The organism is Corynebacterium sp. ACRQP, from assembly GCF_022345915.1.
In the GTDB taxonomy this organism is placed as follows: domain Bacteria; phylum Actinomycetota; class Actinomycetes; order Mycobacteriales; family Mycobacteriaceae; genus Corynebacterium; species Corynebacterium lehmanniae.
In genome coordinates, this window is sequence record NZ_JAKRMZ010000008.1 from 1 (window position 1) to 24,040 (window position 24,040).

Sequence of the window (24,040 nt, forward strand, 5' to 3'; positions counted from 1 at the left end):
GATGGCGGCGGGGAAACGCCCGGTCCCATTCCGAACCCGGAAGCTAAGCCCGCCCGCGCCGATGGTACTGCCCCCGGGAGGGAGTGGGAGAGTAGGTTACCGCCGACCCAACAACTTCACATAAACTGCACCCGCCACACAACCGTTTGTGCGGCGGGTGCCTTTTCGCATACCCACGACTTGGCCGGCGTACCCGCCCGCGTGTGTGCTTCCACGCTGCGGACAACAACACCCACACCAACAATGGGTGCACACCCACCAGTTCCGTCACCGGGCGTGACCCCACATTGCGGGCAACCGGGCGTAGCCACCGGCGGGGCGTGACTCATTCACTGGGGGCCGAATAGGTCGCGGGGGCAGCACGCGCTGCCACGTTGACGCCTACTGCGGGGCGAATAGGTCGCGGGGGCAGCACGCGCTGCCACGTTGACGCCTACTGCGGGGCGAAAGTCGAGTAGCGGACGTCGAGTACGCCCGTGTACACCGATGAACTCGACCTCCACTACTCGACCAACAACGCACCCACACAAAAACCCTGGGCCCGGCCCGACTCCGCATTGCCGACAATGACACCTGCAGCCATCATTAGCCCACACCCACCGAAGTAACATCCTCCCCAATCGGGAATTCACCAGGGCAGACCGCAGGTAGGTTCTGGTTTCGTGGGCAGCGAGGGTGGGAGCGCGCGGCGGAAGGCGCAGGTGGCTGGAGCCAGATGTGCCCGAGTGTTTGGCTTTCCTATAATGGTCGAGATTAGAAACGGAGGTCCCCAATGGCAGATGTGGACGAAGGAAGAGGGCAGGAGCGCTCTTCCGACGATAACGGTCGCAAGGATAGGCCGCGCGGGGAGCGCGGTGGCCGTGATGCCCGCAACCGTGATGGTCAGGGCGGGTCTCGCAGAGATGGCGGCGGTCGTGGTGAAGGCCGCGGACGCGACGGGGACCGTCGCCGGGGTCGCGGTGGTGTGCGCCACGACCGTTCCAACCCGCGCCGCGAGGGCTTCCGCGAGGACCGCATGGTGCAGAAGGAGCTGGAGCCTGATCTGCCGCAGGGCCTGGAAATCTCCGACTTGGACCCGTCGGTGCTGCAGGATTTGAAGGTGCTGTCGAAGGATAATGCGGAGCGCGTCGCAAAGCATATGCTCATGGCGACCGACCTGCTGTACGACGACCCACAGCTTGCGCTGCAGCACGCCCGCGCCGCGAAGAACCGCGCGGGACGCGTGGGCGTGGTGCGCGAAACCAACGGTGTGGTGGCGTACCACGCCGGCGAGTGGAAGGAAGCACTGTCTGAGCTTCGTGCCGCGCGCCGAATTTCCGGCGGTCCCGGTTTGCTTGCCGTGATGGCGGACGCGGAACGCGGTCTTGGGAGGCCGGAAAAGGCACTGGAGCTCGGTCGCAGCCCCGAGGCACGCGAGTTGGACGAGGAGGGCCAGATTGAGCTGGCCATCGTTCTGGCTGGTGCGCGCCACGACCTTGGGCAGCACGACTCGGCGGTGGCGCAGTTGCAGCGACTGAACCCGTCGCTGGATTCCCAGGGTTTTGAACAGGCGCGGCTGAGCTACGCCTACGCAGATGCGCTCTTGGCCACCGGCGAGAAGGCGGAGGCGAAGCGGTGGTTTGAGCACGTCGCCAAGATTGACGTGGACGGCATGACCGACGCGTCCGAGCGTGTGGCGGAGCTGGGCTAGAGCGATGACGCTTGCGTCGAACCATGACGGCCTGCTGCTGGACCTCGACGGCACTGTCTGGTCTGGCGGTGTGGCGATTGAGCACGCGGTTGAGGCGATTAACGCCTCCGGGCTGCCGGCGATGTACGTGACCAACAACGCTTCGCGCAGTGCCAAGGATGTCGCGGAGATGCTCCGTGCCATTGACTTGCATGTGGGTGAGGAGGACGTGCTCACGTCCGCGATGGCGGCGGTGAACATGGCGGAGCGCTACCTCGAGAAGGGGGACGCAGTCTACGTCGTGGGTGCGCCGTCGCTGCGACAGCTGGTCCAGGACTCCGGCTACCGGGTCGTGGACAGCGCCGATGATGCGCCCAAGGTGGTGCTGCACGGCCACAACCCGGACACGGGGTGGCGCGAGCTGTCGGAGGCGGCGCTGAGCCTGCAGCGCGGGGCGAAGTACCTGGCCACGAACCTGGATACGTCGCTGCCGATGGAGCGCGGCTTGATGGTTGGCAACGGGTCCATGGTCGCGGCGGTGACCTCGGCGACCGGCGTCGTGTCTGAGGCTGCGGGCAAGCCGGAGCCGGCGATGTTCACCCAGGCGGCGAAGTCGCGGGGCATGCAGACACCGCTCGCTGTGGGCGACAGGCTGGACACCGATATTGCAGGTGGCGTCGCCGCTGGCATGCCCGCGCTGCATGTGCTGACCGGGGTTTCTGGCCCGTACGCGCTGCTGCAGGCGCCGCCCGAACACCGGCCGACGTACATCGCCGCGGACATGCGCGGACTGAGCGAGCCGACGGAGGCACTCGCCCCGGGCGCGCAGGAGGGCTTCGAGGCGCGTATCGACGGCTCCGCCATCGTCCTTTCCGGCGGCAACCCCGGCGCCTCCAGCTTGGCTGCGCTTCGGACTGCCCTCGACGTGGCGTGGCGGCAGCCCGAGCCGCCGGCCGATGTGCGCGAAGAGTCCGACGCCGCTGACGCGGCACTCGCCGAGTGGTGGTGACCAAGATGAGCCCCGCTCCGATTCCCCGCGACCCGCGGGCACCGAAGGTCAGCGCCGACGAGGTCACCGAGCGCGTCGAGTCGATTCTGGCGGAGCCGACGGACGGCCTCGCGGAAGAGGTGGACGCGCTGACTCGGGCGCACGCGGTGCTGCACGAGGCGCTGTCCGATAGCTAGTTAAGAAAGGGGGCCGCTACCGTGGCACCGAAACGCACCCGGCTCGACGCGGAGCTGGTCCGCCGCAAGATTGCGCGCTCGCGCGAGCAGGCGCAGTCGTGGATCAAGGAAGGCCGCGTCCAGGTGGGTGGCTTCACGGCAACGAAGCCGGCGACGGTGGTGGAGCCGGAAGCGTCGATCAAGGTCAACACCGACGACGTGGACGATTGGGCGTCGCGTGGTGCGCACAAGCTGCTTGGCGCGCTTGAGGTGTTTGGCGGGGGCGGGCTGGTCGTCGAGAAGCGAAAGGCGTTGGACGCTGGTGCCTCGACCGGCGGGTTTACTGATGTGCTGCTGTCGCGCGGCGCGAGCGAGGTCGTCGCGGTGGACGTGGGTTACGGCCAGCTGGTGTGGCGGCTGCAGAACGACGAGCGTGTGCGCGTGCTGGACCGCACGAACATCCGCAACCTCACTCCGGAGATGATGGGCGGGCCGGCGGATCTTATGGTGGGCGACCTGTCGTTTATCTCGCTGAAACTAGTGCTGCCGGCGCTTGCGGAGTGCATGGTCGACGGCGCGGACATGCTGCCCATGGTCAAGCCACAATTCGAGGTAGGTAAGGACCGCCTCGGCAGCGGCGGCGTGGTGCGCTCGCCGGAGCTGCGCGCGGAGGTCACGCTGGACGTCGCGCGTTTTGCGCAGGCGCTGGGATTGTCCGTGCGCGGGGCGACGGCGTCCCCGCTGCCGGGTCCGAGCGGCAACGTGGAATACTTTCTGTGGCTGGTCAAAGACGGGGGTAAGCACAAGCTTGACGACGACGCACTGGCCGCGCTGGTCAACCGCGCGATCGAGGAAGGACCGAAGTAGATGGGTGAGACGACACGCCGCGAGATCCTGCTGGTGCCGCACCTGTTCAGGGCCTCCAACATTGATTCGGCGGCGCGGGCGGCGCAGCTTTTGCAGCAGGCGGGCATTGAGGTCCGTCTGCTCGAGCAGGAGCAGATGGACGTCATCGAGACCAACCCTGTGCTGTGTGGGCTGACGCGCGCGAAGGCGGACGATTCCGCTGCCGCGGGCTGCGAGTTGGTGCTTGTGCTCGGCGGCGACGGGACGTTCCTACGTGCGGCGAGCTACGCGCGGGCGCAGGACATCCCGGTCCTTGGCATCAACCTGGGTCACGTGGGCTTCCTCGCGGAAGGGGAAGCATCGAGCCTGGAAAAAGTCATCGGCCAGGTGATTGACCGTTCCTACCGCGTGGTTGAGCGCATGACGCTGGATGTGTCGGTGATCGGCGAGGGCGGGGAGGTGCTCGGCCGCAGCTGGGCGCTCAACGAGTGCAGCATTGAAAACTCCGACCGCACCCGCGTGTTGGACGCGACGCTGGAGGTGGATTTCCGGCCGGTGTCCTCCTTCGGCTGCGACGGTGTGCTTATCTCCACGCCGACAGGCTCGACAGCGTACGCGTTTTCCGCGGGCGGGCCCGTGATGTGGCCGCAGCTCGACGCGATCCTGGTGGTGCCGAATAACGCGCACGCGCTGTTTGCCAAGCCGCTGGTGGTGGCGCCGACGTCGACTGTGGCGGTGGAGTCGGAGCAGCAGACCACGCAGGCCGTGGCGGTGATGGACGGGCAGCGCCGCCTGACGGTGCCCGCCGGTTCCCGCGTGGAAGTGGCGCGGGGCGAGCGCGGGGTGCGCTGGGTACGCTTGGACGACAGGCCGTTCACGGACAGGCTCGTGGACAAATTCCAGCTCCCGGTTTCCGGGTGGCGCGGCCCGCGCGGGGCTTGAATCTGACAGGGAGGCACGTTTTTGCTCGCTGAGATTGCTATCTCCAACCTTGGTGTGATCCGCCATGCCTCGGCTGAGCTTTCGCCGGGGCTGACCGTGCTCACTGGCGAGACGGGCGCTGGTAAGACGATGGTGGTCACGGGCCTGCGCCTGCTCACCGGTGGCCGGGCGGATGCCTCACGCGTGCGCACCGGCGCGGACGGCGCGGTGGTGGAAGGCGCGTTCGGCACCGAAGAGCTGCCGGAGGAGATGCGCGAAGCCGTCGGCGCGATAGCCGCGGGCGCTGGCGCAGAAGCTGACGAAAACGGCGAGTATTTGGTCTCGCGCTCGGTGAAGGCCTCGGGGCGCTCCAGCGCGCACCTGGGCGGGCGCAAGGTGCCGGCGGCGACGCTGAGCGAGCTGGCGGGCCACCTGCTGACCATCCACGGCCAGAACGACCAGTTGCGGCTGATGGCGCCGGAACAGCAGTTGGCCGCACTTGACCGTTTCGACCCGGCTATTCAGGCCAAACTGGACGCGTACCGCGAGGCGTACACCGCGTGGCGAGCGGCGGCGAAGGATTTGAAGGAGCGCACGGAAAAGCGCCTGGAGCTGGCGCAGGAGGTAGACCGCCTCCAGTTCGCCATCGACGAGATCGATGCGGTGGCCCCGCAGGCTGGCGAGGACGAGGAGCTGGTTGCCACCATCAACCGTCTCCAGGATGTGGACGCCTTGCGCGAGGCCGCCGAGACCGCGCTTATGGCTATCGACGGCGCGGACGCCGTCGGCGGTGTCGGCGGGGAAGAGGAACCCGCCTCCGACCTGATCGGCCGCGCGCAGGCGGCGCTAGAGGGAGCCAGCGACCAGGACCTGCGTGATCTGGGGGCCAGGCTGGGCGAGGTCGCCGGCGTGCTCTCGGACGTTTCCGCGGAGCTGGGCAGCTACACCGGCAGCCTGCCGTCCGACCCGGAGGAGTTGGAGCGGCTCCTGCAGCGACAGCAGGAGATCAAAGGTCTGACCCGCAAGTACGCCCCGGATGCGGCAGGGGTGGTGGCGTGGCGCGACAAAGCTGGGGCACGGTTGGCGAAGATCGATACGTCGGAGGGTGCCGTCGAAAAGCTGAAGGCGAAGGTTGCCGAGCTGGAGCAGGCGATGACAAAGCACGCCGCCGCGTTGACGAAGGCGCGCACGAAGGCCGCGGGCAAGTTGGGCGAGGCGGTGACCGAGGAGCTGCACGGGCTGGCGATGCCGAAGGCGCAACTCACGGTCAACGTCGCGAAGGCGCAGTACGGCCGCGACGGGGCCGACACGGTGGAGATCCTGCTCGCGCCGAATAGCGCGCTTGAGCCGAAGCCGCTGGCCACGAGCGCGTCCGGCGGCGAGCTGTCGCGCGTGATGCTCGCGCTCGAAGTGATCCTGTCCGAATCCTCCAGCGGCGCGACGCTGGTGTTCGACGAAGTGGACGCAGGCGTGGGCGGGCGCGCGGCGGTGGAGATCGGACGGCGTCTCGCGCGGTTGGCGCGCGGCAACCAGGTCATTGTGGTCACGCACCTGCCGCAGGTCGCGGCGTATGCCGACACGCACCTGCACGTGTCCAAGGACATCGGCGACGTGGCTGTGACCTCCGGTGTTGCGGCGCTGCAACCGGAGGAGCGCATCGAGGAGCTGGCCCGAATGATGGCGGGCATGGACGATTCGGACACCGGCCGCGCCCACGCCGCGGAACTCTTCGAGCGCGCGCAGGGTGAGGTGGAGCAGTTGCGCGGATAACTCCCCGCGCGCCTCCCCGGTTCAGGCAGGTCACCGTTGCACAATGGTGCGCATGACTGCTGCACCCTCCACCCAAGACCCCACGAAGGAACCGCCCGCGGCCGAGCTGCGCGGCACCTTGCGCGACTGCACCCCGCAGGGCAAGGGCCTTGGCAGGCTCAGCGAGGGCGACATCGTGTTCGTGGACGCCCCCGACATGCAGCGCCGTTTGGCGGAGCAAATCATTGCGCGGCGCCCGGCCGCGGTGGTCAACCTCGCGCCGTACTCCACCGGCACGCTTCCCACGTTCGGGCCGCATTTGCTTCTCGACGCAGGCGTTCCGCTGTTCGAGGCGGCAGGCACAGACATGCGCGGAAAGATCCGCGACGGCAAGAAGGCCGTGGTCTCACCGACCGGCCAAATCACCGTGGGACGCAAAGTTGCCGGCCAGGCACAGCCGGTGACCCGCACCGAAGTGGACGCCACGTTCGCCCAGGCCCAACGCGGTTTGGTGGAAAACATGGAGGCCTACTTCGGCAACACCATCGAGTTCATCCACTCGGAGGCGGCACTGCTCATCGACGGCGTGGGCGCCCCGGAACTCGGCGACATCATGGCCGAGCGCAAGGTACTGGTGGTCTCGCCTGCTGCCGACACGCGTCAGCGTCTGGAGGAGCTGAAGAACTTCATGCAGGAGTACACGCCGGTGGTCATCGGTGTCGGCTCCGCGGCGGACACGCTGGCGTCTATGGGGTATGCGCCGGACGTCATCGTGGGGGACCCGAAGGACGTGGCCTCGGAGAACCTGCGCTCCGACGCGAAGGTGATCCTGCCGGCGGAGCCGGACGGCTACGCGCCCGGGTTGGAGCGCATTCAGGATCTCGGAGTGGGCGCGATGACCTTCCCGGCGGCGACGGATTCGCCGACGGACCTGGCCATCTTGCTGGCCACATTTCATGACGCCGAGATGATTGTCACCGTCGGCCAGCCGGTGGAGCTGGACCGCATCTTCGCGGATTCGGCTACCACCGCGGGCACCCCGGCAACGGAACCGGCGGCGCTGCTCGCGCGCCTGAAGGCGGGGCGCAAGATCGTGGATTCCACCGTAATCACCAACCTCTACGCCGTCGAGTCCGGTGCGGGTGTGGCGTGGGCGTGGGCGATCCTCGGCGTGCTCGTTGCCGCCGCGGTGGTGATCCTGATCGCCGGCCTCGGCGGTGACGGCAACTTCGCCGACAACCTCGTAGACACCTGGAACACCATCGCGCTGACGGTGCGCGGCTGGTTCGACGGCTGGACCAGCTAGGAGGGCAGTGGCAGATGGCGAAGACTAAAGGCAGGGCCGGGCTGATTGCGGCCGGTTTGGGTTGGGGCGCAGCGCTGGGTATTGCGCTGGGCGCTCTCGTGCTGGTTCCGGCGATGCCGGGCGAGGTTGACCTCGGCTTTTCCGAATTCAAGGCCGACGCTCCGGCCAAGCCGGACGCGGACGACTCCGAACTCACTGAGGCGGAGGCACGCGCGGAGGAAGCGAACGACTTGTTGGCCCAGGAGTCCGGCTCCATCGTCTCCGGTGCGCTGAAGGACGTGCCGGTGACCATTGTGCGCACCGCCGCGGCGGACGCTGAGGATGTGGAGTCCGTGCGCTGGTTGCTCAACGCCGCTGGCGCCTCCGACTCCGGCGAGCTGACCTTGACGGAGCGCTTCACCGACCAGGCGGGTGCAGACGAGCTGTCCAGCATTGTCGCCAACACGCTGCCTTCGGGCGCGAAACTGTCGGTGGAGGAACGCTCCCCAGGGCTTCATGCAGGCGAATCTCTCGCGACCGTGCTTTTCGACGATGGCACCAACGGCGAGTCCAAAACCCTGCCGGCGGACCGCACCTTGGTGCTGGACACGCTGCAGCAGGCTGGATTTATCGAGTTCAGCGGTTCTATTGTGCCCGCTGGCGCAGTGGTGATTGTGGACGGGCCGTCGCGAGGCACCGACTTCGGAGCCAAGGTGTTGGGCGATTTTGCCAAGGCACTCGGCGCGGAAGGCAAGACTGCGCTTGCGTCTCAGGGCACTGAGCCGGATGCGATCGACGGGGTGAAGACTGTCGGCGGCGTGGACTACGAGGCAGGTCGCATCAAGTCCGTGCTTGCAGTGTCTAGTGGTGGCGGCGAGGCCTAAGGCTCGTAGGCTGGTTGCCATGAGCCACGAATTCACTGTCACTGGGTCCGAAGTTGTCCTCGACGCGCCGATCATCGCGGTGCGCCGCGACCAGGTGGTCATGCCGGGCGGCAACGAGGCCGCGCGAGAAATTGTGGAGCACTTCGGCGCCGTTGCCGTGGTCGCGCTGGATGAACATGGCCGTGTGGCGCTGGTGGAGCAGTACCGCCACAGCGTCGGCGAGCGTCTGCTGGAGCTTCCCGCCGGTCTGTTGGACATGCACGCCGAAGACGAGCTGGCCTGCGCGAAGCGCGAGCTGCAGGAGGAGGCAGGCCTAGCTGCGGACGAGTGGGGCGTGCTGGTGGATCTGGTCACCTCACCGGGCTTCGCGGAGGAGGCGGTGCGGGTGTTCATCGCCCGCGGCCTGCACGAGGTGGAGCGGCCCGAGCCCGAAAACGAGGAGGCCGACATGAGGTTTTCGTGGGTGGACCTGGAGGATGCCGCGGATATGGCGTTGCGCGGCGAGGTGGTCAACTCCATCGCGGTCTCCGGCATCCTTGCAGCCGCGCGCCTGGTTGCGCGGGGTGATGCGCCCCGGCCTATCGACGAGCCGTTCCGCCTGCGCCCGACTTCCCTGGCCGCACGTCGCGCCAAGCAGGGCGTCGTGCCGGACATGAAGCGGATCTAGCAGGTGGATGCGGAGGCGCTGGCGCAGCGTTGGCTGACCCATCTTGCCGTTGAGAGGGGAGTCTCACCCCACACGTTGAGCAACTACACCCGCGACGTGAACCGCTACACCACGTGGTTGGCGGCTGCGGGCAAGACGGATTTGCGCAAGGTCACCTCCACCGACATCGAGGCCTACGTGGCGGATCTGCGCCGCGGGGTGGACGGGGCGAAGCCTCTGGCCGCGTCATCGGCAGGGCGGGCGCTGACCGTTGCGCGCGGCCTGCACAAGTTCGGGGTGGAAGAGGGCGAGCTGCCGGCGGATGCGGCGGCAGAGGTCTCCCCGCCGCAGACCGGCGAGCGGCTCCCGGACACCTTGAGCATCGAGGAGGTGGCAAAGCTTCTCGACGCCTGCCCGACCGAGACCCCCTCCGGCCTGCGCGACAAAGCACTGCTGGAGACGCTCTACGCAACCGGCGCCCGCGTCTCCGAGGTGCTGGGTTTAAGCGTCGACGATGCAAATGCTGCTTTAGACGGCGAGTACGGCGGCGTGCTGGCGGTAACCGGTAAGGGCAATAAGCAGCGTCTGGTGCCGCTGGGGTCGAAGGCGCAGGAGGCGCTGGAGGCGTATTTGGTGCGCGGCCGGCCGGCGTTTGCCAACGGGACCTCGCACGCGCTGCTGTTGAACAAGCGAGGCGGGGCGTTGTCCCGCCAAAGCGCGTGGAATGCGATCAAGGCAGCGGCGGCACGGGCGGGCATTGAGAAGGACATCTCGCCGCACACGCTGCGCCACTCCTTTGCCACGCACCTGCTGGAGGGCGGGGCGGACGTGCGCAGCGTTCAGGAACTCCTCGGGCACGCCTCAGTGACCACCACGCAGATTTACACGCACATCACAGCCGATAACCTGCGTGAAGTTTGGCGCAGCACGCACCCGCGTGCGTAGACTCGGCTGCTTGATTGACGTACGCAATTAACGGGAGAACTAACCATGCGACCCGCATCCTCGAAAACGCACAGCACGCGCCGCGCTGCGCTGCTCGCCGTGCCCGCCGCGCTGCTTCTCGCGGCTCCGCTCGCTCCGGTGGCGAATGCGCAGCTTCCGGGCGGCATGAGCCCGGAGGAGATACAGTCCATGATCCCCGGCGAAATCTCCGTGCCAGCCGGTGAAAGCACGACCGTGGACGTGGGCGTTCCAGTGGACGTGAACTATTCCTCGGGCGGGTGGACGGTGACGTCGTCCGGCACGTCCGTGACCGTGAGCGCGCCGAACCAGCCCGGTGCGACCGCCGCCGTGCCGGCAAGCGCTGGCGGCTACTCGGCGACGGTGAACCTGGTCGCCGTCGGCGACGGCTCCGCGGATGTCGGCGGGGACTCTGGCGAGTCCGGTCAGTCTGGTCAAGGTAGTCAGTCCGGCGGCTCCGGCGGGGGAGTAGGCGGTGCCGCTGCCGGCGGCTCGGACACCCCCGAAGGTGAAGGTGCAGCTGGTAGCTCCGGTGGCGGCGCCGGGGAAGGCTCCGGCAACCAGGGTGGCGAGGCTGGCAGCGCCCCGGCAGCGGCGCACCCGTCGCGATCCAAGGCGGAGCCCGCCGACGATGCCGCCGCGACGAAGCTGTACTTCGACGGTGAGATCCAGGACAACAAAATCGTGGTGAAGGTGCCGCTGAGCCGCGTCAAGGACCTGATGAAGTACGCCAGCTACGACACCGAGGGCGCGACCCTGCGCTACTTGGACGTCAACGGACAGGTGATCGAAGGCGTCGAGCGCAAGGTGGACAAAACCAGCCGCACGATCACCCTGACCTACCCGGAAGGCGAAACACCGGACAACCCGTTCATCATGGAAGTCGTGCGCGACGGCAAGGCGGATTTCGTCGCGGTGATCACCTCCACCAACGTGCCGGTCGAAAAAGCCGACGACAGCAACGACGACAACCAGTACGGCAACTACGCGAACCAGGATGGTCAAGGACGAGGCGTTGACGAAGGGTCGTCGATAAGCGATGTAGTGCCCCTCGCAATCGCTGGAGCTGCGTTGCTGGCCGCGATCGCGCTGTTGATTGTGTTCCTTCGCCGGAGGCGCGGGCGGGCGTAATGACAACGTTGTAAGATGACGGAAGTCAAGGGTTTGGACGTGATTGAGGGAAGGACCGGCCATGGCGGACGAGGCGCTGTTTGACGCTGCGGACCAGAAGACGTTTCTGACCGGGCGGCCGTGGCGCGAGTTCGCCAAGCCGAAGGAGCTGGACAAGCACGGTCCCGCAACGGTGATCTCCATGGTCAACCAGAAGGGCGGGGTGGGCAAAACTACCTCCACGATCAACCTCGGCGCGTGCCTGGCCGAGCAGGGCCGCAAGGTCCTGCTGGTGGACCTAGACCCGCAGGGCGCGCTTTCCGCTGGCCTGGGCGTGTCCTACGAGGAGGACCAGGTCACGGTTTACGACCTGCTGTTCGACAACACCGCCAGCATCCACGCCGCGATCAACACGACCAATGTCTCCGGCTTGGACGTGGTCCCCGCAAACATCGACCTGTCGGCGGCGGAGATCCAGCTGGTCAATGAGGTCGGCCGCGAGCACACCCTGGCGCGCGCGCTGCGCCCGGTGCGCAACGAGTACGACTTCATCATCCTCGACTGCGGGCCCTCCCTCGGCCTGCTCACCGTCAACGCGCTGGCGTGCTCGCACGGCGTGATCATCCCGATGGAGTGCGAGTACTTCTCCCTGCGCGGCCTGGCGCTGCTGACGGACACGGTGGAGAAGGTGCGCGACCGCATCAACTTCGACCTGGACATCGTGGGCATCCTGGTGACCATGTTCGACCGCCGCACCACCCACGCCCGCGAAGTGATGGACAGGGTGGTGGAGGTCTTCGGCGAGCGTGTCTTCGACACCGTGATCACCCGCACGGTCCGCTTCCCGGAGACATCTGTGGCCGGTGAGCCAATCATCACTTGGGCGCCGAACTCTCAAGGCGCGGACCAGTACCGCAACCTGGCGCTCGAGGTGCTGGAGCGCACCAGCTAGTGGCAGCGGCCGCGACCGAGCAGTACCCCCAGCCGGAGATCACCGGGTTCACCCTGGCTCTGCAGAACTTCGAGGGGCCGTTCGACCTGCTGCTCACACTGATCCAGTCGAAGAAACTGGACGTGACAGAGGTGGCGCTGGCCGAGGTGACCGACGAGTTCATCGCCTACACCCGTGCGCTCGGTGAGACCGAGGCGCTCGACGAGGTCACCGAGTTCCTCGTGGTGGCGGCGACGCTGCTGGACTTGAAGACTGCGCGACTGTTGCCGGGCAACGACGGCGAAAACATTGAAGATTTGGAGCTGCTGGAAGCGCGCGACCTGCTGTTCGCACGCCTGCTGCAATACCGCGCCTACCAACGTGTGGCCGACCAGTTCGCGGAATGGCAGAAACACGCGCTGCGGCGCTACCCGCGAGCGGTGTCTATGGAACCGCGGTTTGTGGACCTGCTGCCCCCGGTGGACCTGGGGCACACCCCGGCAAGTTTTGCCGAGCTGGCGGCCAGCGTGTTTCGCCCCCGCCCTCCGGAGGAGGTGCGCACCGACCACCTGCACGCGCAGGCGGTGTCCGTGCCGGAGCAGGCCGGCAAGATCTTGGAGACGCTGAAACTCGCCGGCAGCGGCTCGTGGCTCACGTTCGCGGCGCTTACACGGGACTGCACCCGCTCCATGGAGGTGGTGGGCCGCTTCCTGGCGCTGTTGGAGCTGTACAAAGCCAAAGCCGTGGAAGCGGAGCAACCCGAAGCGCTCGGGCGCCTGGACGTGTCCTGGACCGGGCTTGACGTGGACCCGGCCGTGGTCGCGGCCTCGAACTGGACGTAGGCACACAGCGGGGAGACGGCGACCGATACACTGCCGAAGCATGGATAGCTTGCCCATGGTTTCCCAGCTGCGTTCACGCATCGAGTCGGTGCTGCTGGTCATCGACGCACCCGTCGCGGTGGAGGAGCTGGCAAGTGCGCTCGGCGCCACCGACGAAGAGGTGTCCGACCAGTTGCGCGAGTTTGCCCGCGAGCTGGATGAGCGCGGCTCCGGCATCGACCTGCGTGAGACGGCGGAGGGCTGGCGTTTCTACACCCGCACCGACAACGCCGACGCGGTGGAGGCTTTCCTGCTGGACGGCACGCAAAAGAAGTTGTCGCGCGCGGCGATGGAAACCCTTGCGGTGGTGGCCTACCGCCAGCCGGTCACCCGCGCGCAGGTCGCTGGCGTGCGCGGGGTCAACGTGGACGGCGTGATGCGCACGCTCGCGCTTCGCGGTCTCATCGCGGAGGTGGACCCGGGGGAGGCCGGGGAAGAAGTCCCGGATCACGGCGCGCACCGCTACGTCACCACCGAGTTGTTCTTGGAGCTACTCGGCATCGATTCTCTCGAGCGGCTACCGGAGCTTGCGCCGCTGCTTCCGGACATCGATTCCATCGAGGATGCCTGGTAAACTCCCGGGGCATGACACCACCCGCTCGCCGAGATGGCACACCGGAAAAGCGTGGGAAGGACGATACGTTCTACATCTCCTACGCCAAGCCGGCTAAGAAACAGCATGTCCGCCTAGATAAGAGGCGCCAGAACGCCGCGAAGAACCAACCGAACCCTCTGGATGATAACTGGTGGGACGAAGACCCGGCCGCAGCGAAAGCGGCGGCCGAGGGTGTCCGCTTGCAAAAGGTGCTCGCGCAGGCGGGTGTTGCTTCCCGTCGTCACGCGGAGGCGATGATCGAGCAGGGCCGCGTCGAGGTCAACGGTGAGATCGTGACGCGCCAGGGGATGCGAGTGAACCCGAACGTGGACATCATCCGCGTCGACGGCGCACGCATCAACGTCAACGAGGAGCACGAGTACTTCGTCTTCAACAAGCCGCGCGGCGTGCACTCGACCATGAAGGACGAGATGGACCGCGTCTCCGTGGGCTCTTACCTGGCCGAGCGCACCGCGTCTGGCCAGCGCCTGTTCCACGTTGGCCGCCTGGATGCAGACACCGAGGGGCTGCTGCTGCTCACCAACGACGGCGAGATGGCCAACCGCCTGACCCACCCGAAGTACGAGGTGGCCAAGACCTACTTGGCCACGGTGCTCGGCGAGGCGAACAACGCGGTGGTCAAGCAGCTCAAAGAGGGCATCGAGCTTGACGACGGCCCCGCGAAGGTGGATTACGCGCAGGTGGTGGACGTGCATAACGGCCAGTCCATCATCCGCGTGGAGCTGCACGAGGGACGCAAACACATCGTCCGCCGCATGCTGAAGCAGGCCGGATACCCGGTGCAGCGCCTGGTGCGCACGAAGTTCCACACGGTGCAGCTCGGCGACATGAAGCCGGGCTCCATGCGCGCGCTGAATTCCTCTGAGCTGGCATCGCTGTACAAGGCGGTGGGGATGTAAATGGCTGACACACTTTCCAACATGGAAAACGGCGGGCTCATTGCGGCTGTGGACGGGCCTTCGGGCACCGGCAAATCCACCATGTGCCGCGCGCTGGCGAAGCGCCTGGACGCGAAATACGTGGACACCGGCGCGATGTACCGCGTGGCCACCCTGGCTGTGCTGCGCGCGGGCGTGGACCCGGCGGACACGGCGAAGGTGATTGAGGCGACCGCGGACCTGCCGCTGCAGGTCTCCGACGACCCGGATTCCACCGAGGTGCTGTTTGCCGGCGAGGACGTCAAGGGAGAAATCCGCGGCGCCGAGGTGACCAAGCACGTCTCAGCCGTCTCCGCCATCCCCGAGGTGCGCGTGAACCTGGTGGAGCTGCAGCGCAAACTGGCCCGCGAGGCTGGCCGCGCGATCGTGGAAGGCCGCGACATCGGCACGGTCGTGCTGCCGGACGCTCCCGCGAAGGTGTTCATGACCGCGAGCGCCGAGGTGCGCGCGAAGCGCCGTTACGACCAGGACATCGCGGCGGGGCGCGAGGCGGACTATGACGCGGTGCTTGCGGACGTGCAGCGCCGCGACCAGGCTGATTCCTCCCGCGCGACCAGCCCGCTCAAGCCCGCCGATGACGCGGTGCTGGTGGACACCTCCGAGATGACGCCGGACGAGGTTCTGGCGGCACTGACTGAGGTCGTGGAGAGGAGCGCACGATGAGCGAGCGCAACAGCAACTCCAACGGCGAGCACCTCGAGCCGGAAACCCAGTTCATCCAGCCCGGCATCGACCGTTCCGGCTACACGGACATGGATGCGTACGTGGTTGGCGCCGACAGCGCCGAGTACTACGAGAACAAGGACTTCAACGCTGAAGAGGACCTGCAGGGCTTCGAGGACGCCGGCATTGACGAGTCCGAGTTCGGCGAAGCGGACTTTGGCGAGGGTTACGACTCCGACGACGAGCTGACCGAGGATGAGTGGGCAGAGCTCGAGGCCGAGTACGGCATCGCTCAGCCCGACGTGGTCACCGAAGCGCTGCCGACGGTCTCCATCGTTGGCCGCCCGAACGTGGGCAAGTCCTCGCTGGTGAACCGCTTCATCGGCCGCCGCGAGGCTGTGGTGGAGGACCACCCGGGTGTCACACGCGACCGCGTCAGCTACATCACCGACTGGGGCGGGCGCCGCTTCTGGGTGCAGGACACCGGCGGCTGGGACCCGGACGCGAAGGGCATCCACGCCGCGATTGCCCGCCAGGCGGAGGCCGCGATGGCCACCTCCGACGTCATCGTCATGGTGGTGGACTCGAAAACCGCCATCACTGAAACGGACGCGGTGATGGCCCGCAACCTGCAGCGCTCCGAAGTGCCGGTGATCCTGGTGGCAAACAAGTTCGAGTCCGACAGCCAGTGGGGCGACGTGGCCGAGTTTTACTCGCTCGGCTTGGGCGACCCGTGGCCGGTCTCCGCGCTGCACGGCCGCGGCGGCGCAGATGTGCTCGACGAGATCCTGCGCCTGTTCCCGGACGAGCCGCGCGTGAAGGAATCCATTACCGGCGGCCCGCGCCGCGTGGCGCTGGTGGGCCGGCCGAACGTGGGCAAGTCCAGCCTACTGAACAAGCTGACCAGGTCCGACCGCTCCGTGGTAGACAACGTGGCCGGCACCACCGTGGACCCGGTGGACGAGCTCGTGCAGCTGGACGAGGACTTGTGGACCTTCATCGACACCGCCGGCCTGCGCAAGAAGGTGAAAAACGCCCAAGGCCACGAGTACTACGCGTCGCTTCGCACCCGCGGCACCATCGAGGCCGCCGAGGTGTGCGTCGTGCTCATCGACGCCTCGGAGGAAATCTCCGAGCAGGACCAGCGCGTGATCTCCATGGTGCTGGAGGCCGGCAAGGCCATGGTCATCTGCTTTAACAAGTGGGACCTCATGGACGAGGACCGCCGCTACGACTTCGACCGCGAGTTCGACGAGACGATGGGCCAGCTCAAGTGGGTGACCAAGCTGAACATCTCCGCCGACACCGGCCGCGGCCTGCACCGCCTGGAGCCGGCGATGAAGGAGGCGCTGGAAAACTGGGACAAGCGCATCTCCACCGGCCAGCTGAACAACTGGCTGCGCGACGCGATCGCGGCGAACCCGCCGCCGATGAAGAACAACCGCCTGCCCAAGCTACTGTTCGCCACCATGGCCAGCACCCGCCCGCCGACAATCGTGCTGTTCACCACCGGGTTCTTGGACGCCGGTTACCGCCGCTACCTAGAGCGAAAGTTCCGTGAGCAGTTCGGCTACCACGGCACCCCGGTGCGCATCGCGGTGCGCGTGCGCGAGCGCCGCGGGAAGAAGGCCTAGGGCCTATGCGGCAGCGCACGGTGGAAGTCGACGGCGTTGAGCGCAGCTACCACGTCTGCGTTCCCGCGGGTCACACCGGCGCGCTGCCGGTGATCGTCGCGCTGCACGGTAAAGGCGACAACGGCCGCGATTTCCTCGCCGGCACGGGCTTGCACCGGGCGCGCGCCATCGTCGCAGCACCCACGGGTGCGGGCCTCGCCTGGTCGCCCGCACCGTATGCGCGGACCACCTTCGACGAGGATCAAGCGTTTGTGCGTGCGCTTCTCGACGACCTCCGGTCCACCTTCGCCACCACCAACACCTACCTGGTCGGCTTTTCCAATGGCGGTGGGCTGGCAGTGCACCTGAGTCTGACCGGCCTCGAGCTCGCAGGGGTGGCCACCGTGGCCGCCGCGGTGCGCGCAACACCGGACGAGATCGCCGCCGCCCGACGACCGGTGGATTACCTGAACATCCACGGCACATTCGACGACGTGGTGCCGTTTGCCGGCGAGCAGCGCTCCCCGTACAGCGGAGCAGAAGACGACACCACTTATGGCGCACCGGAGGTGGTGGCGGCGTTTGAGCGGCGCAACGGCGGCCGCGCCCGCGCCGAGTTAATTGCGGTGGAGGGCATGGGCCACGAATGGCCCACCGGCCCGTGGGCTGCCCGGCGCGGTGTGGACGCCACTGAAGCGATCCTGGAATTCTTCGGGGTCGAGTACAGCCGCGCCGGCTAGGCGCGCTGGTAGACGAACGCGTCGGTGCGATACGGCAGCGGGATGGTGTCGCCGCGGTCGAAGCCGAGGCGCTCGTAGAGGTACCAGGTCAGGTTAGCCTCCATCTTTGCGCGGGTGCGCTGGTTCGCTTTCAACCAGTAGGAGCGGGTGGCCATGAGCTCGAAGCAGTCTTCCACGGCGATGGGGTGCAACCATTCCTGGCGCAGCTCGTTTTCCAGCTGCCAGGGGGAGGCGACCTCCGGGTAGAAGCCCTCGCGCTGCACGTCGCCGGAGTGCATGATGCGGCTGAGCCGCAATACCCAGGGGTGGCGCACGGCTAGCGTGTTCCAGCACAGTACGAGGCGGCCGCCGGGACGGATCACGCGGTCCGCCTCTCGGCTTGCGGCGTGCACATCCACCCAGTGCCAGGTTTGCGCGCACGTTAGCGCATCGACGGAGTCGTCTGCGAGTCCGGTCGCTTCGGCGGTGGCGCGCCACACGGGTACCGCGGGCAGCACCGTGTGGAAGACCCGGGTCATGTCGTCGCTGGGGTCGCAGGCGAACACGGATCGTGAATCGTCGCAAAGCAATTGTGTGAACTTGCCGGTGCCTGCACCGACGTCGCAGACGGTGCCGGGGCCGACGAGCTCTCCGAGTGCGGCTGGGTAGGTGGGGCGTGCGGCGTCGTAGCGGGTTGCGTCGCGGGTGAACGCCTCGGCCGCGCCGCTGCGGTGCGCGGAGTTTCTGAACCTCGGTCCCGCTTTCCTGCTGGGTCCTGGCTGTGTTCCGCTCGCGTGCACGATGGTCTAATCTACCTTGCGTGTTTTACCGCCCAGTGATCCGCGCCGCGGCCGCCATTGGCTTAGCCGTAACCTGCTTCACCGTCGCAGGATGCGCGGGTGACGCGGCGCGGCTGCGCACTGCGATCACCACGCAGCCGGATGCGCCCGAGGACATTGTCCGGGAGGTGGAGCCGTGGACGGATCCAGCAATTGAACGCAGGCAGACGACCTCGGCCGGGCTGAAGCGCGACTACATCCTTTCGGTGCCGCGGGGCGCGAAGCAGCGCGAACGGCTGCCGCTGATCCTGGTGTTCCACGGCTATAAGGAGGACGCGGACCGGATCATGCAGCACTCCCAGCTGGACAAAGCGGACGCCGTTGTGGCGTTTATGGACGGTGTCGGCGAAGCGTGGGCGCCGGCCCCGTACGCGGAGACGACCGGGGAGCAGGATCTCGCGTTCGTGGACGACGTGCTCTCACAGCTCGAGGGCGAGTACTCCATCGACCGCACCCGGATCTTCGCCGCAGGGTTTTCCAACGGTGGCGGGTTCGCTGCGTTTGTGGGCTGCCAGCGCCCGCAGGAGTTCAGCGGTGTGGCCACGGTGGCCGGCGCGTTTTACCAGCGCGTCGCGGAAGGGTGCTCCAGCATCCCCATGAAGCACGTCGACTTCCACGGCACCGCTGACCCGATCATCTCCTACGACGGCGGCGAGCGGCACGAGACGGTGTACAACTCCACACCCGAGATGCTCGAGGAAGCCGCGGTGCGCAACCACTGCGCGGGACGCAGGGAAGACGTCGAGTTGTCGCATACGGTGACGAAGCTGAGTTGGGACGACTGCGACGCCGCGCTGTCGCACTACCGGATCGACGGCGGGCCGCACGTGTGGCCCGGCGGCACCTCCGACAACACAGGCCTGGTGTCGAAAGGGTTTGCCACCCGCACGCTGCTGGAGTTCCTTGGCGTGGGCATGTCCTAGCCGCGCGGTGCGACGCGGTACGGGCCTGGCACGGCTACCATGAGGCGCGTGAATGTCGCGTCTAGTCCCCGGGTGACGGTGGTGTACAACCCCGTGAAAGTCCACCTGGAACGCCTGCGCCGCGCCGTGGAGCGCTACGCCTGGGAGGGCGCGGACATCGAGTGGGCGGCAACGACCACCGAGGGGCCCGGGTTTTCCCAGGCTGTCCGAGCACTCGAGCAGGGCGCGGATTTGATCATCGCCGCCGGCGGCGACGGCACGGTGCGCATGGTCGCGCTTGCCGTGTCTGGTTCCAAAACACCTATGGCGATTGTGCCGGCGGGCACCGGCAACATGCTCGCGCGCAACCTCGACGTGCCGCTGTTGCTGGAATCGGCGGTGCACCGTGCGTTTGCGGGCACCGACCGGCTCATCGATCTCTGCCGCGCCGAGATGGTCTACCCCGACGGCCGCACCGAGCACTCTGGCTTCGCGGTCATGGCCGGCGTCGGCGTGGATGCCGGCATGATCCACCGCACCCGCGAGAGCCTCAAGGCCGCCGTCGGGCCGCTCGCGTACGTGCCGGCCGTGTTCCAATCGCTCGGCGGCGGCAACAGCGTGGACGTGGACATCACGCTTGATAGCGACCCATCGGTAGCCACCTCGTTGCACACCTGCATCGTCGGCAACTGCAGCGACCTGGTGGGCGGGATCCCGCTGTTGCCGGACGCGCAGCCTGACGACGGGGTACTCGACGCCGTGGTGCTGCGCGCCGAGGACGTCACCGACTGGGCGGGCATCGGCGGCAAACTCGCGCTGGACACCGTGCGCGGCGGCATTAACGCGCTGCTGCCGAGCGAGGTGCAGCCGCGCCCGCCAGCGTCCCTGCCGCCGAGCATGGAGTACCTCGAGGGACGCCGTATCACCCTGGAGTTCGCCGAGCCCGAGCAGCTTGAACTCGACGGCGACGCCGCCGGCGCGGTCAGTGCCGTGACCTTCGACGTGATGCCGGGCACCCTGCGGATGGTGTGCTGAGCGCCGCGTGCCGTCGAGTAGCAGCGAAGGCACAATGGTGGCCATGATCTACAGCTTTGAAGGCGCAACCCCGCAGATCCACCCCTCGGCGTTTATCTCCGACGAGGCCACCATTATCGGCAACGTGACCATCGGCGAAGACGCGAACATCTGGCCCGGCGTGGTCATCCGCGGCGACGTGGGCGCGATCCGAATCGGCAACCGCGTCAACGTCCAGGACGGCTCCGTGCTGCACGTGGACACGGACGGGGAGACCGTGCTGGAAGACGACGTCACCATCGGCCACCTGGCCATGGTGCACGGCTGCCACATCGAGCCCGGCTGCCTGATCGGCATGAGCGCGACCGTGCTGTCGCGCTCGCGCGTGGGCAAAGGCAGCATCGTCGGCGGCGGGGCAGTGGTGCTCGAAGGCCAAGAGCTGCCGGAGTTCTCTCTGGCGGCCGGCGTGCCCGCCAAAGTGAAGCGCACGCTCGAGCCGGACACCTTCGAGGCCAGGTTGCGCCACGCGGCGTACTACGTGGAGCTGGGCCGGCGGGCGGCGACCGGTTTGGTGCCGGTGGAGCGAGACTCGCTCACGTAAAAGTTCACAGTGAAATCGTCGTCAAAGTCACGCAATGAGGCGTAATGTGACGAGTATGACATTCAATAACGTAACAGTACTTGGTGCAGGTGTCCTGGGCGCGCAGATCGCTTTTTGCTCCGCGTTCGCGGGTAAGAAGGTTGTGTCCTACGACATCAACGAGGAGGCCCTCGCGGCCGGCAAGAAGCGTTTCGACGCTATCGGCGAACAGATGAAGACGGAGCTCGAATCCGCCAACGACGAGACCGTCGCGGCAGCGCACGCGAACCTAACGCAGACTTCGGACCTGAAAGAAGCGGTAGCGAACGCGGACCTAGTTATCGAGGCGATCCCGGAGAACCTCGAGCTGAAGCGCAAGGTCTGGGCTGAGGTGGGGGAGTACGCCCCGGATACCGCGGTGTTCGCCACCAACACCTCCACGCTCATGCCGAGCAAGTTCGCAGACGCGACGGGCACGCCGGAGCGCTTCTTGGCGCTGCACTTTGCCAACCACATCTGGATCCAGAACACCGCCGAGATCATGCCGCACGAGGGCACTGACCCGAAGTATGTGGACCAGCTTGTGGAGTTTGCGGAGCAGATCAACATGGTGCCGGTCCCGCTCAAGCGCGAGCAGCCCGGCTACGTGCTGAACACCCTGCTGGTGCCGCTGCTCAGTGCCGGCATGTACCTGCTGCACCACGACATCGCTGACCCCGTCGACATCGACCGCGACTGGTGCAACTCCACCGGGTCCCCGCGCGGGCCGATTGAGATCATGGACCTCGTCGGCGTGCGCACCTTGGTCGCCGTGATCGAGTCCAACGACAACGCCCCGCAGTGGCAGAAGGACTTCGTTGAGACGACGCTGAAGCCGATGGTCGCAGAAGGTAGGACCGGCCTGGAAGCTGGGCAGGGCTTCTACACCTACGACGCGAACGGCAAGATCGTGTCCTAAGCGCGGCGCTCGCGGATAAGCTGTTGAGCTCGCTGCAGATGCTCTCCGTCAAAACCAGGCGCAACCTGTTTGTCCTCGGCGACGGCGATTTGGTTTCTGCGTGCGAGCTCTTTCCATTGCTTCACTGCGTCGACTGCGCGGCTGAGTCGCTCGATGGCTTGAGCGTCATTGAGACCAAACCAGCCCGCGGCGCCAATGAGCGTGTCTACCGAATCGTCGCCGACAACGTCCACTGAGGTGGCAAAATTGGTTTTGGTGGTGGCGGGCGTGATATCGAAAACAGGTGAGAGCTGCCACGCACCACCTACGCGAATGAATCCGTGGTTTCGCAGATGGTTATCGGTATTGCCCACCAGCAGGTTGATCGCTGCCCTGCTGAAAAGCTCAGCCGCGGAATCGCCATTGATGCTCAGCAGCCGAAGCTCCTCAGCGATCTCGACCATGGATGCACGGTCGCCGTCCGTGCGATTGAGCAGCGTCATTGCGGACATGTAGGGGATACGGGCTTCGCTTCCATCCTCGCCGTAGGCCCGGTCGAACCTTTCCAGTAGCAATACGGACCGCCCATTAATCTCCAAGAGTCTCGAACTCGGTGTGTTGATGCCCGCAAGTTCTGCGATATCCAAACAAACCTTTTCCCAGGCAACCGCGTCGATAGTGTCCGCGGATGACGAGAATTTCGCCATCATCAGCTTGCCTTCGTCATCAATGACTGTCGCTTTCGGGCGGGCGCCGCCCAGAGAGGATCCGGCAACGGCGATGCGTCTCAAGGCATCCACTGCATCATCGCCTTCCTCAACGGCGCGCGAGGCACGCTCAATGTCAGCGAGGTTCACAAGTTTGGGCACCCGGCTGCTCGGCGATTGGGTCACCCCGTTCACTTCGAAGCGCAACGCTCCTAGGCGAAGGCGATCATCGACACCGAGAAGGTAGTCGACCTCGGTCGGCTGTTCACCCCGCCGCGCAAACTGTTTTTGAATGAGCATCCGCCCCCAGCGATCCGGAGCAGAATCGGAAAGCGCGGTGGGCAGGTGCCCGCGATCAGAGAGAAGAGGTTGCTTTCCGCTGTGAAGGGGAAGCGCGGGGCTGATCGCGTACGCGCCTGGATGTTGTATCCACTCCTTTTCGTACTCGAGCGTCCCACCGTGCTGATGCGGAAAATAGGTTGCGACGGAGATCTTGCGGTCCTCGATCTCCGTCCAGATGCCTATAGACGTGGGTGCCATGGCTAAATCATCTGCTCAATCAAAGCCCGACCGCGATCATGTTCCATCGGATCAACCGCGTCTCTCACCCGGTCAAGCAGTTGAAACGCACGGCATACCCGGAGGAAGTTTTCCAGCGTCGCGCCGTGGCCTTGCTCTAGGCGACGCAACGTGGACACGCTCACGTCGGCGCGGTAGGCGGCCTGCTCGATGGTAAGGCGATTAAGGCGACGCCAGCGCTGCAGATCGTCGCCGATCTCGATAAGCCCACCTTCGACCGCACGAGGGGTCCGACGGCTACTCACTTTTGACGTATCCATGTCAATATTCTGTCATATTTGATTAGTTAATGGATGGGGCTAAGCGGTAGCACGGGTACGCGGGAGACTCCAATTCTTTCCGAAAGTAGCTACCTAGGTTTCCGCGATTTCACGAAGAATTGCGCGATTGCTGATCCAAATTGGGCTGCGGGAGTTCAGCAATCAGTCATCGTCAGGCAAATGCCAGCCATGCGCAGTGTGTTTTGGGGGTTCCACGGCTTACCGTCGTCATGCTTTTTGTGGTGTACTTCGTCGAATCGGTCTAGAAGTTCGCGCCAATCCTCACGTTCGTAGTCAACACGAACCTTTTCCCGTTCTTCGTTCCAATCCTCATCGGAGAGCGATTCAATCCATTCTTCGCTGTATTTCTTTATCCCAAACCCGAACAAGCGACTTACCTCCATTGAAACTCTTTCAAGATCGAATCTAGTCGAACGAGCCAGCTTCTCGAATGCGAAAAAAGAAACCCCCGAACCCCCAGAAGAAAACTCTGTCGGACTGACAGGATTTGAACCTGCGACCCCCACACCCCCAGTGTGGTGCGCTACCAAACTGCGCCACAGCCCGATCCGCTACCTAATCGGTAACTGCGCAAATATTACAGCACTGTCATACGGACCCAAA

General features: G+C 66.1%; 26 protein-coding genes, 1 tRNA gene and 1 rRNA gene. 23 read left to right on the forward strand and 5 right to left on the reverse strand.

Going from position 1 to position 24,040, the window contains the following annotated elements:
* From rrf to MHY23_RS04520, 19 genes are all read left to right on the forward strand, one after another.
* Positions 1–108, forward strand: a 5S ribosomal RNA gene (gene rrf, locus MHY23_RS04430); the annotation flags it as partial.
* A gap of 664 nt (positions 109–772) precedes the next feature.
* Positions 773–1,690: a hypothetical protein gene (locus tag MHY23_RS04435; protein WP_370645814.1), complete on the forward strand. Its 918-nt coding sequence runs from the start codon at positions 773–775 to the stop codon at positions 1,688–1,690.
* 4 nt (positions 1,691–1,694) lie between these two features.
* Positions 1,695–2,678, forward strand: a complete 984-nt coding sequence (locus tag MHY23_RS04440) for an HAD-IIA family hydrolase (RefSeq protein WP_239306566.1) — start codon at positions 1,695–1,697, stop codon at positions 2,676–2,678.
* A 5-nt stretch (positions 2,679–2,683) separates the two neighbouring features.
* Entirely contained in the window at positions 2,684–2,854 is a 171-nt protein-coding gene (locus MHY23_RS04445; RefSeq protein WP_239306567.1) for a hypothetical protein, read from the forward strand.
* Between the two features lie 21 nt (positions 2,855–2,875).
* Positions 2,876–3,700 (forward strand): TlyA family RNA methyltransferase, encoded by an 825-nt coding sequence (locus MHY23_RS04450; RefSeq protein ID WP_239306568.1) that lies wholly within the window; start codon positions 2,876–2,878, stop codon positions 3,698–3,700.
* The gene (locus MHY23_RS04455; RefSeq protein WP_181888374.1) at positions 3,701–4,621 is read left to right on the forward strand and encodes an NAD kinase; all 921 of its coding nucleotides are present in this window, start codon (positions 3,701–3,703) and stop codon (positions 4,619–4,621) included. It begins immediately after the preceding gene.
* 21 nt (positions 4,622–4,642) lie between these two features.
* A complete protein-coding gene (gene recN, locus MHY23_RS04460; RefSeq protein ID WP_239306569.1) occupies positions 4,643–6,370 on the forward strand; it encodes a DNA repair protein RecN in 1,728 nt (575 codons plus the stop codon).
* 52 nt (positions 6,371–6,422) lie between these two features.
* Positions 6,423–7,655, forward strand: a complete 1,233-nt coding sequence (gene steA, locus MHY23_RS04465) for a putative cytokinetic ring protein SteA (protein WP_181888376.1) — start codon at positions 6,423–6,425, stop codon at positions 7,653–7,655.
* Between the two features lie 14 nt (positions 7,656–7,669).
* Positions 7,670–8,518, forward strand: coding sequence for a copper transporter (locus MHY23_RS04470; protein ID WP_239306570.1), 849 nt, complete (start codon positions 7,670–7,672; stop codon positions 8,516–8,518).
* 19 nt (positions 8,519–8,537) lie between these two features.
* Positions 8,538–9,185, forward strand: coding sequence for an NUDIX hydrolase (locus MHY23_RS04475; protein WP_239306571.1), 648 nt, complete (start codon positions 8,538–8,540; stop codon positions 9,183–9,185).
* 3 nt (positions 9,186–9,188) lie between these two features.
* Positions 9,189–10,109: a site-specific tyrosine recombinase XerD gene (gene xerD / locus MHY23_RS04480; RefSeq protein ID WP_181888379.1), complete on the forward strand. Its 921-nt coding sequence runs from the start codon at positions 9,189–9,191 to the stop codon at positions 10,107–10,109.
* A gap of 45 nt (positions 10,110–10,154) precedes the next feature.
* The gene (locus tag MHY23_RS04485; protein ID WP_239306572.1) at positions 10,155–11,258 is read left to right on the forward strand and encodes a hypothetical protein; all 1,104 of its coding nucleotides are present in this window, start codon (positions 10,155–10,157) and stop codon (positions 11,256–11,258) included.
* A 61-nt stretch (positions 11,259–11,319) separates the two neighbouring features.
* Entirely contained in the window at positions 11,320–12,189 is an 870-nt protein-coding gene (locus tag MHY23_RS04490; RefSeq protein ID WP_181888381.1) for a ParA family protein, read from the forward strand.
* A complete protein-coding gene (locus MHY23_RS04495; protein ID WP_239306573.1) occupies positions 12,189–13,010 on the forward strand; it encodes a segregation/condensation protein A in 822 nt (273 codons plus the stop codon). The genes MHY23_RS04490 and MHY23_RS04495 overlap by 1 nt, the downstream gene beginning before the upstream one ends.
* 40 nt (positions 13,011–13,050) lie before the next feature.
* Complete coding sequence (gene scpB / locus MHY23_RS04500) at positions 13,051–13,623, forward strand: SMC-Scp complex subunit ScpB (protein ID WP_181888383.1); 573 nt, start codon at positions 13,051–13,053, stop codon at positions 13,621–13,623.
* Positions 13,624–13,634: 11 nt separating this feature from the next.
* Positions 13,635–14,564 carry a pseudouridine synthase gene (locus MHY23_RS04505; protein ID WP_239306574.1) on the forward strand — a complete coding sequence of 310 codons (930 nt, stop codon included), beginning with the start codon at positions 13,635–13,637 and terminating at the stop codon, positions 14,562–14,564.
* On the forward strand, positions 14,565–15,266 hold the full coding sequence (gene cmk, locus MHY23_RS04510) for a (d)CMP kinase (RefSeq protein WP_239306575.1): 702 nt from the start codon (positions 14,565–14,567) through the stop codon (positions 15,264–15,266).
* Positions 15,267–15,355: 89 nt separating this feature from the next.
* Positions 15,356–16,900 (forward strand): ribosome biogenesis GTPase Der, encoded by a 1,545-nt coding sequence (der, locus tag MHY23_RS04515; RefSeq protein ID WP_239306622.1) that lies wholly within the window; start codon positions 15,356–15,358, stop codon positions 16,898–16,900.
* A gap of 5 nt (positions 16,901–16,905) precedes the next feature.
* Positions 16,906–17,619 carry a PHB depolymerase family esterase gene (locus tag MHY23_RS04520; RefSeq protein ID WP_181888386.1) on the forward strand — a complete coding sequence of 238 codons (714 nt, stop codon included), beginning with the start codon at positions 16,906–16,908 and terminating at the stop codon, positions 17,617–17,619.
* On the opposite strand, the gene MHY23_RS04525 is transcribed toward MHY23_RS04520, so the two are convergent.
* Positions 17,616–18,398 carry a class I SAM-dependent methyltransferase gene (locus tag MHY23_RS04525; RefSeq protein ID WP_181888387.1) on the reverse strand — a complete coding sequence of 261 codons (783 nt, stop codon included), beginning with the start codon at positions 18,396–18,398 and terminating at the stop codon, positions 17,616–17,618. The genes MHY23_RS04520 and MHY23_RS04525 overlap by 4 nt on opposite strands.
* A 20-nt stretch (positions 18,399–18,418) precedes the next feature.
* On the opposite strand from MHY23_RS04525, the gene MHY23_RS04530 reads away from it, so the two are divergent.
* From MHY23_RS04530 to MHY23_RS04545, 4 genes are read left to right on the forward strand one after another with little or no spacing between them, the layout of a single operon-like run.
* Positions 18,419–19,360 carry a PHB depolymerase family esterase gene (locus MHY23_RS04530; protein ID WP_239306576.1) on the forward strand — a complete coding sequence of 314 codons (942 nt, stop codon included), beginning with the start codon at positions 18,419–18,421 and terminating at the stop codon, positions 19,358–19,360.
* 48 nt (positions 19,361–19,408) lie between these two features.
* Positions 19,409–20,374 (forward strand): diacylglycerol kinase family protein, encoded by a 966-nt coding sequence (locus tag MHY23_RS04535; RefSeq protein ID WP_239306577.1) that lies wholly within the window; start codon positions 19,409–19,411, stop codon positions 20,372–20,374.
* A gap of 43 nt (positions 20,375–20,417) precedes the next feature.
* Positions 20,418–20,954 carry a gamma carbonic anhydrase family protein gene (locus MHY23_RS04540; protein ID WP_070474044.1) on the forward strand — a complete coding sequence of 179 codons (537 nt, stop codon included), beginning with the start codon at positions 20,418–20,420 and terminating at the stop codon, positions 20,952–20,954.
* Positions 20,955–21,009: 55 nt separating this feature from the next.
* Positions 21,010–21,891, forward strand: a complete 882-nt coding sequence (locus MHY23_RS04545) for a 3-hydroxyacyl-CoA dehydrogenase (protein WP_070473805.1) — start codon at positions 21,010–21,012, stop codon at positions 21,889–21,891.
* Here MHY23_RS04545 and MHY23_RS04550 read toward each other — a convergent pair.
* The 4 genes from MHY23_RS04550 to MHY23_RS04565 all read right to left on the reverse strand — a co-directional run bounded on the left by MHY23_RS04550 (position 21,888) and on the right by MHY23_RS04565 (position 23,983).
* Positions 21,888–23,117, reverse strand: a complete 1,230-nt coding sequence (locus MHY23_RS04550; RefSeq protein ID WP_239306578.1) for a type II toxin-antitoxin system HipA family toxin — start codon at positions 23,115–23,117, stop codon at positions 21,888–21,890. The two genes, MHY23_RS04545 and MHY23_RS04550, sit on opposite strands and share 4 nt — an antisense overlap.
* 2 nt (positions 23,118–23,119) lie before the next feature.
* Positions 23,120–23,416, reverse strand: a complete 297-nt coding sequence (locus tag MHY23_RS04555) for a helix-turn-helix domain-containing protein (RefSeq protein ID WP_181888392.1) — start codon at positions 23,414–23,416, stop codon at positions 23,120–23,122.
* A 155-nt stretch (positions 23,417–23,571) separates the two neighbouring features.
* Entirely contained in the window at positions 23,572–23,820 is a 249-nt protein-coding gene (locus tag MHY23_RS04560; protein WP_181888393.1) for a hypothetical protein, read from the reverse strand.
* An 89-nt stretch (positions 23,821–23,909) separates the two neighbouring features.
* Positions 23,910–23,983, reverse strand: a tRNA-Pro gene (locus tag MHY23_RS04565).
* Positions 23,984–24,040: the final 57 nt, after the last annotated feature.